The following is a 15,926-nucleotide window of genomic DNA, read 5'->3' as shown; positions in this document are numbered from 1 at the left end:
GCCGCGACACGAGTGGGGGTTTGCCGGTGCCTGAGTCCACATGTGGCGCCCTGAACTGGCGTCCGTCGACTCCCCATATCTGGACCGGGGGGCCAAGAGCCTCACAGTGGCACTGAGCGCTTCGATCCGTCTCCGGCTGTCCCGGCCCGCACACACACCGCGACCGAAGGGCTCCCAGCCTCACCCGTACGTGTCGCCCGGACCCTTGCTACCGGGTGCCCGCAGCGGTCCGTACCCCTTGCGCGGGGCCTCAGGACCCCGCACCTTGATCATCCGTACGGTGCCCTGGCCGAGGTCCTCGTTCAGCCGCGCCACCAGCCTCGGCGCCAGCAGCCGCAGCTGCGTCGCCCACGCCGTCGAGTCGCACCGCACCAGCAGCGTGCGCTCCTGTTCGTCGTACCGCTGCGGCTCGCAGTGCTGCGCCACCTCCGGCCCCACCAGCTGCGGCCAGCGCCCCATCACCCCGCCGACCGCCGCCGGGGTCTCCCAGCCCCGCTCCGCGATCAGCCTGCTGACGGCGGCGCCCAGCGGCAGCGGGTCCCGACCGTCGCGCCGGGCGCCCGAACGCAGCCCACCGCCCCGGCGGGCCTGCCGACGCTGCTGCGCCTCGGCCCCCCGCGCCCGCGCCTGCTCCTTGGCCGCACGCAGCGCGACCCGCGCCAGATCCACACCACTGGTCGCGGGCGGCTTCTGCGGCTCCCGCTCGGCCGGGGTGTCCTCCTGCCCGGACCCGGGATCGCTCACAGCCCGGTCACCTCCCCGTCCGCAACCGAGAACCGCGTCCCCGCCAGCACATCCGGCACATCGTCCGGCACCGCGGCGGTCACCAGCACCTGCTCGGCGGGTGCCACCAGCTCCGCGAGCCGGGTACGCCGTCTGGTGTCCAGCTCGGCGAAGACGTCGTCCAGGATCAGCACCGGCTCGTGCCCCTCGCTCTTGAGCAGCTCGTACGCGGCCAGCCGCAGCGCCAGCGCGTACGACCACGACTCGCCATGGCTGGCGTACCCCTTCGCGGGCAGCTCCCCCAGCCGCAGCAGCACATCGTCGCGATGCGGGCCGACCAGCGTCACGCCGCGCTCGATCTCCTGCTTACGGGCCTCGCCCAGCGCCGCGACCAGCCCCGCGTACAGCTCCTGCGTATAGCTCCCGCCCGCGGCCTGCGGCAGGGCCGCGCCGGACACCGGACCCCGGTACTCGAACGCGACCGGCCCGCCGCCCGGCGCCAGCCGCTCGTACGCCTTGTCAGCCAGCGGGCCCAGCACCGCCAGCAGATCCAGCCGCTGCGCCAGCAACTCCGCCCCCGCCCGCGCCAGATGCTGGTCCCACACGTCCAGCGTCGACAGATCCACGCCCCGACCGCCGTGCCGCCGCGCCATGGCTGCCGACTTCAGCAGGCTGTTGCGCTGCTTGAGCACCCGCTCGTAGTCCGAGCGCACCCCCGCCATCCGCGGGGCGCGGGCCGTCACCAACTCGTCCACGAACCGGCGCCGCTCACCAGGGTCGCCCTTGACCAGCGTCAGGTCCTCGGGCGCGAACAGCACCGTCCGCAGGATGCCCAGCACATCGCGCGGCCGCACCTGCGACGAGCGGTTGATCCGCGCCCGGTTGGCCCGGCCCGGATTCAGCTCCAGCTCGATCAGCTGCTCGCGCTCTCCCTGCCGCACCTGTGCACGCACGACGGCGCGCTCGGCGCCCTGCCGCACCAGCGGCGCGTCCGCCGACACCCGGTGGCTGCCCAGCGTGGCGAGATAGCCGACGGCCTCGACCAGATTCGTCTTGCCCTGGCCGTTCGGCCCGACAAACGCCGTCACGCCCGGACCGAGCGGCACCTCGGCCCGGGCGTACGAGCGGAAATCAGCGAGCGAGAGATGCGTGACGTGCATCGCCTGGCCGTCAGCCTCCGGTGGGCGGAGTGACGTCGGCCCCCGGGGCGTCGGCGCCCGGCTCCCCGGACTTCTCCGCGGCCGTCACCGCGTGCCCACCGAACTGGTTGCGCAACGCGGCGATCATCTTCATCTGCGGAGAGTCCTCCTGCCGGGAGGAGAACCGTGCGAACAGCGAAGCGGTGATCGCCGGCAGCGGCACCGCCTTGTCGATCGCGGCCTCCACCGTCCAGCGGCCCTCGCCCGAGTCCGCCGCGTAGCCGCGCAGCGCGTCCAGGTGCTCGTCGCTGTCCAGCGCCTTGACCGCCAGGTCCAGCAGCCAGGAGCGGATGACGGTGCCCTCCTGCCAGGAGCGGAAGACCTCGCGTACATCGGTCACCGAGTCGGCGGCCTCCAGCAGCTCCCAGCCCTCGGCGAAGGACTGCATCATCGCGTACTCGATGCCGTTGTGGACCATCTTGGCGAAGTGGCCGGCGCCGACCTTGCCCGCGTGGACGGAGCCGAACTCGCCCTCGGGCTTGAGCGCGTCGAAGATCGGCTGCACCTTCGCCACGTCCTCGGCCGAGCCGCCGTACATCAGCGCGTAGCCGTTCTCCAGGCCCCACACCCCACCGGAGACACCGCAGTCGACGAAGCCGACGCCCTTGGCCTTCAGCTCGTCGGCGTGCTTCTCGTCGTCGGTCCAGCGCGAGTTCCCGCCGTCGACCACCAGGTCACCGGGGGAGAGCAGCTCGCCGAGCTCGTCGATGGTCGACTGGGTGGCCGAACCCGCCGGCACCATCACCCACACCACGCGCGGCGCACTGAGCGACTCGACCAGTTCCTTGAGGCTGCCCACGTCGGCGACGTCCGGGTTCCGGTCATACCCGATGACCGTGTGGCCCCCGCGGCGGATGCGCTCACGCATGTTGCCGCCCATCTTCCCGAGACCGACCAGACCGAGCTCCATCACTGCCCCTTAGCTGTGCTTCTCACGTTGTCGCAGTTTCGTTCGCATTCGACCCTACGCCCAGCCGAATACGACCTCAGCCGGAGAGCCGGACGGGCATGATCAGGTACTTGTAGGCCTCGTCGGCCTCGGCGTCCTTGGCCGGCCGGCCGCTGAGCAGAGCCGGCTTGGTCGAGGTCGTGAACGACAGCTGCGCCACCGGCGAGTCGATGGCGCTCAGCCCCTCCAGCAGGAAGCCGGGGTTGAAGGCGATCGAGATGTCGTCGCCCTCCAGATCGGCGTCGACCCTCTCCACAGCCTGTGCATCGTCGCTGGAACCGGCCTCCAGGGTGAGCACCCCCTGCTCGAAGCTGAGCCGCACCGGGGTGTTGCGCTCGGCCACCAGTGCCACGCGCTTGACGGCCTCCACGAACGGCGCCGTCTCGATCACCGCCACGGAGTTGAACTCCGTCGGGAACAGCGTGCGGTACTTCGGCAGGTCGCCCTCCAGCAGCCGCGTCGTCGTCCGCCGCCCGGCGCCCTCGAAACCGATCAGCCCCTCACCGGAGCCGGAGCCGGACAGTGCCAGCGTCACGCTGTCGCCACCGCTGAGCGACTTCGCGGTCTCCAGCAGCGTCTTGGCGGGCACCAGGGCCACCGCCGAGGCGTCCGGGGTCTCCGGCTTCCACAGGAACTCGCGCACCGCGAAGCGGTACCGGTCGGTGGAGGCCAGCGTGACGGTGTCGCCCTCGATCTCGATCCGCACACCCGTCAGCACCGGCAGCGTGTCGTCCCGCCCGGCCGCGATGGCGACCTGCTGGGCAGCGGCGGCGAAGACCTCGCCGGGGACGGTGCCGGTGGCCGACGGCATCTCCGGCAGCGCCGGGTACTCCTCCACCGGCAGGGTGTGCAGGGTGAAGCGGGAGGAGCCGCACACGACGGTCGCCCGTACACCGTCTGTGGAGATCTCCACCGGGCGGTTGGGGAGGGCGCGGCAGATGTCGGCCAGCAGCCGGCCGGAGACCAGCACCGTGCCGTCCTCCTCGACCTCCGCCTCGACCGAGACCCGCGCCGAGACCTCGTAGTCGAAGCCGGAGAGGCTCAGGGTGCCGTCGTCCGCCTTCAACAGCAGGCCCGCGAGCACGGGCACCGGCGGGCGGGCGGGGAGGCTCTTGGCCGTCCAGGCCACCGCCTCCGCGAGCACATCGCGTTCAACCCGGATCTTCACGTTCAGCCGCCTCCTGCTGCTGCCTCTGCTCGTGCTTTGCCGGGCACCAGTCTGACGCACCGGACTGACAGCAGGTGCGGGCGCGGGTCAAGTCGACGCGATCCGGGTCGGGACCCGCGGCGCCGAGTTGTGCACAGCCCCCACTTCGAAGCGATTCCCGGGCTCTCTAGGTGTCGTCGTAGTAGTAGGGCTTGTGGAAACGGTGGAAAAGCACGTTTCCGCAGCTCAGGCCGGGATTTTTGTCCACCGCGCCTGTGGGTGGACCCGTGGAGGAAGCGGGGTTCTCTGTGGACGGCGAAAAGTTCTGCACACCCCGCCCACAGGCAGGGGTGGTTTCCCCACAGCCGCGCCCACAGTTTTCCCCGCCTTTCCCACAGCCCAAACCTCGGCCTCGATGTGACGGCTTTCACTCGGACCGGTGAGCGGGCGCGTTGCGTTGCCGAACAGTGGACAGCTCTGTGGAGAAGTGGCCGATCACTGGGGAAAAGAACCCCCATCCTGTGGGCGGCCGGTGGACAAGCCGCGGACCGTGCCGGCGCCCGAGCCGCCCTCCACATGCTGTGGACGCCGGGCGCCCACAAGTACACAGCCGAGTGACCTCGGCAAACCACCCTCCGACCGGGCCCGCTGTGGATGCCCTTGGGACAACGGGAAAGGTCCCCAGGGTGTGGAAGCGGTAAACCGCCGATTGCTGTGGACCGGGGCGCTCCGCGCCACCTGATTCGAACAGCCGGCACCCCCTCAGGGGCGCGGGGCTGTGTTCAATGTGCGGCTCCGCCGTGTGGGCGCGACAAGCCTGGGGCACCTCCGGGCCGGAGGCTGGGGGAACACCGGCAGCCTGCAACGCACAGCAAGGGGCGCCCCCTGCCCACGACCTGGGCAGGGGGCGCCCCAGAGTGCGCTCAGCCGTTCTTGATGCGGTTGGTCAGCTCGGTGACCTGGTTGTAGATGGAGCGCCGCTCCGCCATGAGAGCGCGGATCTTCCGGTCGGCGTGCATCACCGTCGTATGGTCGCGGCCGCCGAACTGGCCGCCGATCTTGGGGAGCGAGAGATCCGTCAGCTCCCGGCACAGATACATGGCGATCTGGCGTGCCGTGACCAGGACGCGGCTGCGCGAGGACCCGCACAGGTCGTCCACCGTCAGCCCGAAGTAGTCGGCCGTCGCGGCCATGATGGCGGGCGCGGTGATCTCCGGAGTGGCGTCCTCACCACCCGGGATCAGGTCCTTCAGCACGATCTCGGTCAGCCCGAGGTCGACCGGCTGCCGGTTGAGGCTGGCGAAGGCGGTCACCCGGATCAGGGCGCCCTCCAGCTCCCGGATGTTGCGCGAGATACGGGAGGCGATGAACTCCAGCACCTCCGGCGGCGCGTTCAACTGCTCCTGCACCGCTTTCTTGCGGAGGATCGCGATACGCGTCTCCAGCTCGGGCGGCTGGACGTCGGTGATCAGGCCCCACTCGAAGCGGTTGCGCAGCCGGTCCTCCAGCGTCTCCAGGGCCTTGGGCGGCCGGTCGCTGGAGAGGACGATCTGCTTGTTGGCGTTGTGCAGGGTGTTGAAGGTGTGGAAGAACTCCTCCTGCGTCGACTCCTTGTCCGCCAGGAACTGGACGTCGTCGACGAGCAGGATGTCCATGTCGCGGTAGCGCTTGCGGAACGCGTCCGCCTTGCCGTCGCGGATGGAGTTGATGAACTCGTTGGTGAACTCCTCCGAGCTGACGTAGCGCACCCGCGTGCCCGGGTAGAGGCTGCGCGCGTAGTGCCCGATCGCATGCAGCAGATGCGTTTTGCCGAGCCCGGACTCGCCGTAGATGAACAGCGGGTTGTACGCCTTGGCGGGCGCCTCTGCCACGGCGACGGCCGCCGCGTGCGCGAAGCGGTTCGAGGCGCCGATCACGAAGGTGTCGAAGAGGTACTTCGGGTTCAGCCGTGCCGTCGGCTCCCCCGGGCCCGTGGCCGGCGCGGGCTGCGCCGCCAGCGGACCCGGCGCACCGCTGGGCGCCGGAAGCTGCGCCGGGCTGTCGTAGTGCGGGGCGGGCGGCCGGCCCTGGGGCGGTACCTGCGGACGGGGGCGCTGCTGGTGCTGCGGCGCCTGCTGGTGCTGCTGTTCGTACGGCTCGAACGTCTGCTGGTCGTAGCCCTGGCTGCCCTGGCCGGTCTGGTAGCCCTGGCCGCCGTCGTAGTTCTGCCCGTGCTCGTAGCTCTGGCCGCCGCGTTCGTAGCCCTGGCCACCGGCGCGTTCGTAGCCCTGACCGGGGTCGTAGCCGCCGCCCTGCTGGTCGTAGCTCTGCTGCTCGTAGGACTGCTGCTGGTCGTACGGCTGCTGCTGGCGCTCGTAGGGCTGGCGCGACTGGTGCTGCTGCGGGGGGTACGGCTCGCGCGGCTGCTGCCAGGACGACGGCGCGGCCCCCGGGCCGCCGGGACCTCCGGGGGCTCCGGGGGCTCCGGGGGCTCCGGAGCCCCCGGAGGGGAGGGTGTTGTGGGGGTAGTCCGTCGGGTAGGCCGAGCGGGCGCCGGGGATGTCGCGGTTCTCGTACTGCTCGAACCGGTCCTGCTCGTACCTGTCCTCGCCGTACCGCTCCTGCTCGTAACGCTCCTGGTGCGCGTGCGGGTGGCCCTGCGACTGGCCGGGCGGCTGGCCCTGGGGCTGGCCTTGGGGTTGGCCCTGCGACTGGGGCGTCTGCTGGTGCTGAGGTGGCTGGTGCTGCTGCGGGGACTGCTGTCCCTGATGCTGCTGCGGCTGTGAGGGCTGCTGCTGCTCGGGGGGCTGCGTGGGCGAGGGAATGGCGGGGGCCGGGGCCTCGGGGGCCGGGCCCGTCACCGTGATCGCGAGCCGGATGGGCTGCTGGCACTCCCGGCTGAGCGCCTCGGTGATCAGCGGCGAGAGCCGGCCCTCCAGGACACCCTTCGCGTACTCGTTCGGGACGCCCAGCAGCGCCGTGCCCGAGACGAGGACAAGGGGCTGGCAGTCCCGCAGCCAGCGCTGGTCCTTCGCCTCGACACCCTGCCCCTCGCGCAGGAGCTGGTCCAGCACCCGTGGCCACACTGCGGCAAGATCGGCAGGTAGGTCAGCCACGGGGCACGCTCTCTCACTCGCTGGGTGACGGGTCACTCGCTGTGTGACGGTCGTCCGGTGATCGACCAGATCCCACGAATGCATGGTTCTCGGGACGGTCGGGAAGGAAAGGAAGTTCGGCCACGGTAGTCACGCGGACCTGCCCCGTTCAAGTCGTTGTCCACAGGCTGTGCACGAGTGCAGTAGCCGGGCAGCGGGCGGTTCGTCGTCGGGCAACCGCAGGGCGGCGGCCGGGGCCCCGTCGGTGCTGGTTTGACCGGATGGCGCGGGCCCGCGTACCGTAACCAGGTCGAGTGTCGACGGCTGCTGCCGCCTGCCTCCGATGGGCAAGATCACCCGGTGTTCCCGGACGATCATGAAGCGGTGCACACTCGGGCGTTGCGAGCTACTCGTGGGCGCACGGTGACAGCCGGTCGACTCCCCACACCCAGTCCCACGGTGACCGTGGGGCACGAAGCATCTCTGGAGCCCCCGAGTGAGCAAGCGCACCTTCCAGCCGAACACCCGCCGCCGCGCGAAGACCCACGGCTTCCGGCTGCGCATGCGGACCCGCGCCGGCCGCGCGATCATCGCGAACCGCCGCAGCAAGGGTCGCGCCCGCCTGTCGGCCTGAGCAGCCTGACCACAGGTCCATGACGTGCTGCCTACCGAGAACCGGCTGAGGCGGCGCGAGGACTTCGCGGCCGCGGTACGCCGAGGACGCAGGGCCGGTCGCCCGCTCCTCGTCGTACATCTACGCAGCCGAACGGACCCGCATGCGTCGGGGGGAGAGGTTCCCCCGGTGCGTGCGGGTTTCGTCGTGAGCAAGGCCGTCGGTAACGCGGTGGTCCGTAACCGTGTGAAGCGGCGGTTGCGGCATCTGCTACGGGACCGCCTGTCCCAGCTGCCCCCCGGTAGCCTGGTGGTCGTACGGGCGCAACCCGGTGCGGCGGACGCGGACCATGTGGAACTGGCCCGAGAGCTGGATGCCGCGCTGCGGAAGCTGCTCAAAGGGTCCCCTCGCTCAGCTGCCTCGGGGGACAGCCCCCGGGATCCCGGCCGCGAACCGGGAGGGAGAGCTCAGTGAAGTACCCGCTGCTGTGGTTGATCAAGCTGTACCAGTGGACCGTCAGTCCGATGCTCGGTCCGGTGTGCCGGTACTACCCGTCGTGCTCGCACTACGGCTACACGGCCATCGACCGCCATGGCGCCGTGAAGGGGACGGCGCTGACGGCCTGGCGCATTCTGCGCTGCAATCCGTGGTCGCCCGGTGGCGTCGACCATGTCCCCGCCCGGAAGCACCCGGTATGGCACCAGCGGATCCGCTCCCGCTGGCAGCAGCACCGGACCCAGTCCAACGCCCAAGGAGCCTGATACGTGGACACGATCCTGAGTCCTCTCTATACCGCTGTCTCCTGGATCATTGTCCAGTTCCATTCGCTGTTCAGCCTGGTCTTTGACGAGGACAGCGGCTGGGCCTGGGGTCTGTCCATCTTCTGCCTGGTGGTGCTGATCCGGATCTGCCTGATCCCGCTCTTCGTGAAGCAGATCAAGTCGACCCGGAACATGCAGGCGCTCCAGCCGAAGATGAAGGCGATCCAGGAGCGCTACAAGAGCGACAAGCAGCGCCAGAGCGAAGAGATGATGAAGCTCTACAAGGAGACGGGCACCAACCCGCTCTCCAGCTGCCTGCCGATCCTGGCGCAGTCGCCCTTCTTCATCGCCCTCTTCCAGGTGCTCAACCACATCGCCAACGACAAGGCGGTGGGTGTACTCACCGGTGACCAGGTCGACAGCGCGCGTAACGCCACCATCTTCGGCGCGCCGATCGCCGCGAAGTTCATGGACAGCGCCGGCGACGTGGCCAGCCTGGGGGACGCCTCGCTGACCACCGTCCGCATCGTCACGGTCATCATGATCGTCCTGATGTCGGCGTCGCAGTTCTACACGCAGCGCCAGCTGATGACCAAGAACGTCGACCTGACGGTGAAGACGCCGTTCATGCAGCAGCAGAAGATGCTGATGTACGTCTTCCCCATCATGTTCGCCGTCTTCGGTATCAACTTCCCCGTCGGTGTCCTCATCTACTGGCTGACCACCAACGTGTGGACGATGGGCCAGCAGATGTACGTCATCAAGCGCAACCCGACCCCCGGCTCGCGTGCCTTCGAGGAGCGCCAGGAGAAGCTGCGCGCCAAGGGCAAGCTCAAGGAGGACCCGAAGGAGGTCGAGGCGCGTGAGGCCGCCGAGGCCGCCCGGGTCCGGCGGCAGCAGCCGAAGCGGCAGCCCAAGGCGAAGCGCCAGAGCGGTGGCTCCGTCGCCACGAAGGACGACTCCGCCTCCGCAGCCACGTCCCTGCAGAAGACGGGCCCCAAGGGCAACCAGAAGCAGGGCGGCCAGTCCGGCCAGAAGAGCACTGGGCAGAAGGGCGCCGGCCAGAAGCAGGGCGGCGGGTCGAAGGCGGCAGGCCAGGCCAAGTCGGGCCAGCAGCAGAAGTCGGGCCAGAAGAAGTCCGGTCAGCGCAAGGGCCCGCAGCGTCCCAAGCACCCCTCCAAGAAGTGAGCACCGAAGGAGTCCCCGCCGTGACGGACACCACTGTCCCAGAAGGCACCGAAGCCGACACCGACACCCTGACCCGCCTCGAACAGGAGGGTGAGATCGCGGCCGACTACCTCGAGGGACTTCTCGATATCGCCGATCTGGACGGCGACATCGACATGGACGTCGAGGCCGATCGCGCCGCGGTGTCGGTGATCAGTGAGGGCTCGTCCCGCGATCTGCAGAAGCTGGTCGGCAGGGACGGGGAGGTCCTGGAGGCCCTCCAGGAGCTGACCCGGCTGGCGGTGCACCGGGAGACCGGTGACCGCAGCAGGCTGATGCTCGACATCGCCGGTTTCCGGGCCCGCAAGCGGGAGGAGCTGGCGGAGCTCGGCGACAAGGCGGCGCAGGAGGCGAAGAGCAGCGGCGAGCCGGTGAAGCTGCGCCCGATGACGCCCTTCGAGCGCAAGGTCGTACACGATGCGGTGAAGTCCGCCGGACTGCGCAGCGAGTCCGAGGGCGAGGAGCCGCAGCGCTGCGTGGTCGTCCTCCCGTGACACAGCGGTCGGGGGAGCCCCCGGAGGAGCAGGCGGTACTTCCGCCCGCACCGGAGGCGGCGCACAAGGCGTTCGGTGACAGCCTGCCTGCTGTCGAGCGGTATGCGGAGCTGCTGGCCGATGCCGGGGTACGGCGTGGACTGCTCGGTCCGCGCGAGGTGCCCCGGCTGTGGGAGCGGCACCTGCTGAACTGCGTGGTGCTGTCCGAGGTGGTGCCCGAGGGCGTCACGGTCTGCGATGTCGGTTCGGGGGCCGGGCTGCCGGGCATCCCGCTGGCGCTGGTCCGGCCGGATCTGGAGATCACGCTGCTGGAGCCGCTGCTGCGGCGGACGACCTTCCTCCAGGAGGTCGTGGAACTGCTCGGCCTCGACCATGTGACGGTGCTGCGAGGCCGTGCCGAGGAGATGCTGGGCACGCTGACGCCCGTCCATGTGGTGACGGCCCGTGCGGTGGCGCCGCTGGACCGGCTGGCCGGCTGGGGCGTCCCGCTGCTGCGGCCGTACGGCGAGATGGTGGCGCTCAAGGGCGACACCGCCGAGGACGAGGTCCGTGCCGCACGGGACGCGCTGCACAAGTTGGGTGTCGTGGAGACGACGGTGGAGCAGATCGGCCGTGAGCTGGTGGATCCGCCCTCGACGGTCGTCCGGGCGCGGGTCGGCGAGAGCCCCGGAGGGGTGCGCTTCGCGGCCCGGCGCGTCAAGGCGGAGAAGGCAGCCCGTGCGAGCGGTCGCTCGACGCGGGGTGGCCGGCGTCGGCGTTGAGATGCCGGGAGTGACCGAGCAGCGTTGAGGCGTCGGCCCGGTGGGTCGCCCGGTCGGCGCTGAAACGCTGATTCGGTTACTCCATAAAAACGCTTAAGGCCCCGCGGAGCGGAGTGTCGCGGCGGACACCGTCCGGTGCGTGTGCATCGTGTTTCACGTGAAACGCCGCTCTCTGTTGCACGGAATCATCAATCGAGGTCGCGCTGCCGCCAGTGCGCGCGGCCAGACCGCCCCTGAGCCCCGCTCTGAAGTGGAGTTGTCCACAACTGAGCGGGGCTCGCTGGTTCACGGGACCGAAAGCATGGGAGGCTCTGTTCATAGCGAGCCTGATGTTGAGGAGAGTGAACCGTTGCGGTCCGACGCCAACATCGCGGGACCGATGGCCGACCCGGTCCCCGGTCCCCGCACAGAACCAGGGGATACCAGCGCGGGTGGGGTCGCTCCCCGCGGTGACGCGGCACGTGAGACGCCACCGCCCATGGATGACACACCGATCGGTCGAGCGGCCCAGCAGGCGGTCGAGGCGATGAATCGAGCCGGGGAGGGCCTGCCCCGCCCCGCTCAGACCCGGATCATGGTCGTCGCCAACCAGAAGGGCGGCGTCGGCAAGACCACCACGACGGTGAACCTCGCCGCCTCACTGGCCTTGCACGGGGGCCGGGTTCTGGTCGTCGACCTCGATCCACAGGGCAACGCCTCCACTGCACTGGGAGTCGACCACCACGCCGAGGTTCCATCGATCTACGACGTTCTGGTGGAGAGCAAACCGCTCTCGGAAGTCGTCCAGCCGGTGCCGGACGTGGAGGGGCTCTTCTGCGCGCCAGCGACCATCGATCTCGCCGGTGCGGAGATCGAACTCGTGTCGCTGGTCGCGCGGGAGAGCCGCCTTCAGCGGGCCATCGAGGCGTACGAGCAGCCGTTGGACTACATCCTCATCGACTGCCCGCCCTCCCTGGGGCTGCTGACGGTCAACGCCCTTGTGGCCGGTGCCGAGGTGCTGATCCCTATTCAGTGCGAGTACTACGCGCTGGAGGGGCTCGGCCAACTGCTGCGCAACGTCGAACTGGTGCGGGGGCATCTCAACCCGCGGCTGCACGTCTCGACCATCATCCTCACCATGTACGACGGCCGGACCCGACTGGCGTCGCAGGTGGCGGAGGAGGTGCGAGGGCACTTCGGCAAGGAGGTCCTGCGTACCAACATCCCGCGGTCGGTGCGCATTTCGGAGGCGCCCAGCTATGGGCAGACGGTCCTCACCTATGACCCCGGCTCCAGCGGTTCGCTCTCCTATCTGGAGGCGGCGCGGGAAATCGCCATGCGAGATCCGCATGTTGAGCAGGCGCAGCAAGCGCAGCAGCAGCTCCAGGCTCAGCAGATCCAGGCAGAAAACGTACACACGCAACATGTGCAGGCGCATCAAGCGCAAGTACCGCAAGCACTGCAATCACAAGAACAGCAAGCACAGGCGCAACAGCACGGCAGCATGGCGGAGGGGACTCAGTGAGCGAGCGACGTAGGGGTCTGGGGCGGGGGCTCGGAGCACTGATCCCGGCGGCTCCAACGGGGACGGATTCTGCTGATGTCGCGGAGAGCGAGCAGCAGAGGCCGAACATGTCCGGGGGCTCCACCTCCCCCACTGCCGTTCCCGTCATCGCTCCCGAGCAGGGGATGCGGGGGGTGGCAGCAGCCAAGGTTGCCGCGCTCTCCCAACGGGAGAACGAGGACGAGGCGGCAGGAGACGCTGTTTCACGTGAAACGGCTCCTGCGGCTGCGGAGGACGAACTTCCCGGGGAGGCCGGGGGTGCGTTCTTCGCGGAGGTGCCGGTCGATGCCATCACCCCGAACCCGCGGCAGCCCCGTGAGGTCTTCGACGAGGATGCGCTCGCCGAACTGGTCACTTCCATCAAGGAAGTTGGCCTTCTGCAGCCGGTGGTGGTCCGGGAGCTCACGCCGGGCAGCTTTGAGCTCATCATGGGTGAGCGCCGCTGGCGTGCCTGTCGCGAGGCGGGGCTGGAGCAGATTCCGGCGATCGTCCGGGCCACCGAGGACGAGAAACTCCTTCTCGACGCGCTCCTGGAGAACCTGCATCGGGCGCAGCTCAACCCACTGGAAGAGGCGGCTGCCTACGACCAGCTTCTGAAGGACTTCAACTGCACCCACGATGAGCTGGCCGACCGTATCGGGCGCTCCCGACCGCAGGTGTCCAACACACTGCGGTTGCTGCGGCTCTCTCCGGCTGTGCAGCGTCGGGTGGCTGCCGGCGTGCTCTCGGCCGGACATGCGCGGGCGCTGCTGTCGGTCGAGGACGGGGACGAGCAGGACAAGCTCGCCCACCGCATCGTGGCCGAGGGCCTTTCGGTGCGTGCGGTGGAGGAGATCGTCACGCTGATGGGCGGCAAGCCGAAGGGCAGCACCAAGCCCAAGGGCCCCCGGGCCGGTGCTCGGGTCTCCCCCGCGCTGGACCACCTGGCCGGGCGGCTCTCAGATCGCTTCGAAACCCGGGTGAAGGTCGATCTCGGCCAGAAGAAGGGCAAGATCGTGGTCGAGTTCGCCTCCATGGAGGACTTGGAGCGCATCCTGGGGCAGCTCGCCCCGGGAGAGGGCCGGGTCCTGGAGCAGAAACTCGCCGAGGGAGACGGCGGCGAGGACGTCGATCCTGCCGAGAGCTGAACCCTGCCCCTCTGGAAGCAGCTGTCCTCCTGGAGGGCTGCCCCCTCGAAGGGCTGAACTGCTGGCAGCGGGAAGTCCTCGAAGACTCGGCTTCGTAGAGCCACAACAGAAGAAACTCACCGACGAGCTGTCGCCCCATGGATACGATGTCTGTCATGGGGCGACAGCTCGTTCCGCTCACGCTGGACAATCTCCCGGACCTTCCGAAGCGCTGCCGTGGCTGCGTCTTCTGGGAGTTGGACCCGGTCAGCGGTGAGGAAGCGAAGAGGTCGGGGCGGCCGGATCTGGAGAAGGAAGCCTGGATCTCGGCTGTGCTGCTGGAGTGGGGTTCCTGCGGCCGGGTCGTCTACGTCGACGACGTAGCGGTCGGCTATGTGCTCTACGCGCCCCCCGCATATGTGCCGCGCTCCTTCGCCTTCCCCACCAGCCCGGTCTCCCCGGATGCGGTGCAGCTGATGACAGCCTTTCTGCTGCCGGAGTTCCAGGGGCAGGGGCTCGGGAGGGTGATGGTGCAGACGGTGGCGAAGGATCTGCTGCAGCGGGGGTTCAAGGCGATAGAAGCCTTCGCGGACACGCAGTGGGTGGAGCCGGCCTGTCTGCTTCCAGCCGACCATCTGCTCGCTGTGGGCTTCAAAACTGTCCGCCCGCATCCCCGCCATCCCCGGCTGCGGTTGGAGCTGCGCTCCACCGTCTCGTGGCGCCATGACATGGAGCGGGCGCTGGACCAGTTGCTGGGCAAGGTCCATAGCAAGGAGCCGGCGCTTCGGCCGCTGTGATACCGGGTGCGGTCTTCGTGGCCGACTGGTACCGGCTGCCGACTGATACGCCGAGAACGACTGAGGGGCGCCGTTTCACGTGAAACAGCGCCCCTCAGGGATGGTGAAGCGGTCTTCAGCCGATGAAGTCCGCGAGGTCCTTCTCGATGGCGGCCTTCGGCTTGGCGCCGACGATGGTCTTCACGACCTCGCCGCCCTGGTAGACGTTCATGGTCGGGATCGACATGATGCCGTACTTGGCAGCGACGCCCGGGTTCTCATCGATGTTGAGCTTGACCACCGTCAACTTGTCGGCGTGCTCGGAGGCGATGGCTTCCAGCGACGGGGCGATCTGACGGCACGGACCGCACCAGGCTGCCCAGAAGTCGACCAGCACGGGCTTGTCGCTCTTCAGGACGACGTCGTCGAAGTCGGCGTCGGTCGCGGTCACGGTGGCACCGGCCATGGTGCTTCTCCTCATTCTCTGTGTACTGCGGGTGGGTGGGAGCCGGCGGGGGACGGGCCGGCCCCCTCGATGACTGGGGCCGTCAGACCGCTGCGGCGGTCTTCTCCGGCTCCGGGGTCTCCTCGGTGGCCACGTCGGTGAGCGCGGCCAGGTAGCGCTCGGCGTCCAGCGCCGCGGAGCAGCCGGTGCCCGCCGCGGTGATGGCCTGGCGGTAGGTGTGGTCCACCACATCGCCGGCTGCGAAGACCCCGGGCACATTGGTGCGGGTGGAGGGGGCGTCCACCTTGAGGTAGCCGTCCTCGTCCAGGGTCAGCTGGTCCTTGAACAGCTCCACACGCGGGTCGTGGCCGATGGCGACGAACAGGCCCGTCACATCCAGCTCGCGCGTCTCGCCGTTCTGGGTGTCGCGCAGCGTGAGGCCGGACAGCTTGCCGTCCTTGCTGTGGATCTCGGCGACCTCGCTGTCCCACGCGAAGGAGATCTTCGGGTCGGCGAAGGCACGCTCCTGCATCGCCTTGGAGGCGCGCAGTGTGTCCCGGCGGTGGATCACGGTGACCGAGGCCGCGAAGCGGGAGAGGAACGTGGCCTCCTCCATGGCGGTGTCGCCACCACCCACGACGGCGATGTGCTGCTCACGGAAGAAGAAGCCGTCACAGGTGGCGCAGTAGGAGACACCGCGACCGGAGAGCTCCTCCTCCAGCGGCAGACCCAGCGTGCGGTGCTGCGAGCCGGTGGAGACGATCACGGTCCGGGCACGGTGCACGGTGCCGTTGGAGTCTGTGACGCTCTTCACCGGGCCGGACAGATCGACAGCCGTGACGTCGTCCGGGACCAGCTCGGCGCCGAAGCGCTCGGCCTGGGCGCGCATGTTGTCCATGAGTTCCGGGCCCATGATGCCCTCCTGGAACCCGGGGAAGTTCTCGACCTCAGTGGTGTTCATCAGCGCCCCGCCTGCGGTGACGGAGCCCTCGAACACCAACGGCTTCAGCGACGCGCGGGCGGTGTAGAGCGCAGCCGTGTATCCGGCTGGGCCCGAGCCGATGATGATGACGTTACGGACGTCGCTCACGGGAGTCTTCCTTGTCTG

The 15,926-nt window shown here is 69.3% G+C and carries 14 protein-coding genes and 2 pseudogenes; 9 read left to right on the top strand and 7 right to left on the bottom strand.

Annotated elements, in window-relative coordinates:
* Nucleotides 1-180: 180 nt before the first annotated feature.
* From JW613_RS04115 to dnaA, 5 genes and pseudogenes are all read right to left on the bottom strand, one after another.
* Nucleotides 181-744, bottom strand: coding sequence for a DciA family protein (locus tag JW613_RS04115; protein WP_372447897.1), 564 nt, complete (start codon nt 742-744; stop codon nt 181-183).
* The gene (recF, locus tag JW613_RS04110; RefSeq protein WP_209209339.1) at nt 741-1,883 is read right to left on the bottom strand and encodes a DNA replication/repair protein RecF; all 1,143 of its coding nucleotides are present in this window, start codon (nt 1,881-1,883) and stop codon (nt 741-743) included. Before recF ends, JW613_RS04115 begins: the two co-directional genes overlap by 4 nt.
* Nucleotides 1,884-1,893: 10 nt before the next feature.
* Nucleotides 1,894-2,832: a phosphogluconate dehydrogenase (NAD(+)-dependent, decarboxylating) gene (gnd, locus tag JW613_RS04105; protein WP_209209338.1), complete on the bottom strand. Its 939-nt coding sequence runs from the start codon at nt 2,830-2,832 to the stop codon at nt 1,894-1,896.
* Between the two features lie 76 nt (nt 2,833-2,908).
* The gene (gene dnaN / locus JW613_RS04100) at nt 2,909-4,039 is read right to left on the bottom strand and encodes a DNA polymerase III subunit beta (protein ID WP_099882812.1); all 1,131 of its coding nucleotides are present in this window, start codon (nt 4,037-4,039) and stop codon (nt 2,909-2,911) included.
* A 902-nt stretch (nt 4,040-4,941) separates the two neighbouring features.
* Nucleotides 4,942-6,153, bottom strand: a pseudogene (dnaA, locus tag JW613_RS37090) (chromosomal replication initiator protein DnaA); the annotation flags it as partial.
* A 1,435-nt stretch (nt 6,154-7,588) separates the two neighbouring features.
* Here dnaA and rpmH point away from each other — a divergent pair.
* The 9 genes and pseudogenes from rpmH to JW613_RS04050 all read left to right on the top strand — a co-directional run bounded on the left by rpmH (nt 7,589) and on the right by JW613_RS04050 (nt 14,394).
* Nucleotides 7,589-7,726, top strand: coding sequence for a 50S ribosomal protein L34 (gene rpmH, locus JW613_RS04090; RefSeq protein WP_099882808.1), 138 nt, complete (start codon nt 7,589-7,591; stop codon nt 7,724-7,726).
* A 24-nt stretch (nt 7,727-7,750) separates the two neighbouring features.
* Nucleotides 7,751-8,116 (top strand): annotated as a pseudogene (gene rnpA, locus JW613_RS04085) (ribonuclease P protein component); the annotation flags it as partial.
* A gap of 59 nt (nt 8,117-8,175) precedes the next feature.
* Entirely contained in the window at nt 8,176-8,466 is a 291-nt protein-coding gene (gene yidD, locus JW613_RS04080; protein ID WP_099882804.1) for a membrane protein insertion efficiency factor YidD, read from the top strand.
* A 3-nt stretch (nt 8,467-8,469) separates the two neighbouring features.
* Nucleotides 8,470-9,654, top strand: a complete 1,185-nt coding sequence (gene yidC / locus JW613_RS04075) for a membrane protein insertase YidC (protein WP_185017607.1) — start codon at nt 8,470-8,472, stop codon at nt 9,652-9,654.
* Between the two features lie 20 nt (nt 9,655-9,674).
* Nucleotides 9,675-10,187 carry a Jag family protein gene (locus JW613_RS04070; protein WP_099882800.1) on the top strand — a complete coding sequence of 171 codons (513 nt, stop codon included), beginning with the start codon at nt 9,675-9,677 and terminating at the stop codon, nt 10,185-10,187.
* Entirely contained in the window at nt 10,184-10,948 is a 765-nt protein-coding gene (rsmG, locus tag JW613_RS04065) for a 16S rRNA (guanine(527)-N(7))-methyltransferase RsmG (protein ID WP_307865784.1), read from the top strand. The genes JW613_RS04070 and rsmG overlap by 4 nt, the downstream gene beginning before the upstream one ends.
* A 301-nt stretch (nt 10,949-11,249) precedes the next feature.
* Entirely contained in the window at nt 11,250-12,452 is a 1,203-nt protein-coding gene (locus JW613_RS04060; protein ID WP_245225065.1) for a ParA family protein, read from the top strand.
* A complete protein-coding gene (locus JW613_RS04055) occupies nt 12,449-13,618 on the top strand; it encodes a ParB/RepB/Spo0J family partition protein (protein WP_209209335.1) in 1,170 nt (389 codons plus the stop codon). The genes JW613_RS04060 and JW613_RS04055 overlap by 4 nt, the downstream gene beginning before the upstream one ends.
* A 155-nt stretch (nt 13,619-13,773) precedes the next feature.
* Nucleotides 13,774-14,394: a GNAT family N-acetyltransferase gene (locus JW613_RS04050; RefSeq protein ID WP_209209334.1), complete on the top strand. Its 621-nt coding sequence runs from the start codon at nt 13,774-13,776 to the stop codon at nt 14,392-14,394.
* 115 nt (nt 14,395-14,509) lie between these two features.
* On the opposite strand, the gene trxA is transcribed toward JW613_RS04050, so the two are convergent.
* Nucleotides 14,510-14,839: a thioredoxin gene (gene trxA, locus JW613_RS04045; RefSeq protein ID WP_209209333.1), complete on the bottom strand. Its 330-nt coding sequence runs from the start codon at nt 14,837-14,839 to the stop codon at nt 14,510-14,512.
* Nucleotides 14,840-14,921: 82 nt separating this feature from the next.
* On the bottom strand, nt 14,922-15,908 hold the full coding sequence (gene trxB, locus JW613_RS04040) for a thioredoxin-disulfide reductase (RefSeq protein WP_209209332.1): 987 nt from the start codon (nt 15,906-15,908) through the stop codon (nt 14,922-14,924).
* Nucleotides 15,909-15,926: the final 18 nt, after the last annotated feature.

This window comes from Streptomyces smyrnaeus (assembly GCF_017676345.1).
GTDB classification, from domain to species: Bacteria; Actinomycetota; Actinomycetes; order Streptomycetales; family Streptomycetaceae; genus Streptomyces; species Streptomyces smyrnaeus.
Note: the sequence above shows the minus strand (reverse complement) of the source record. Positions and strands in the feature narration are given on the sequence as shown.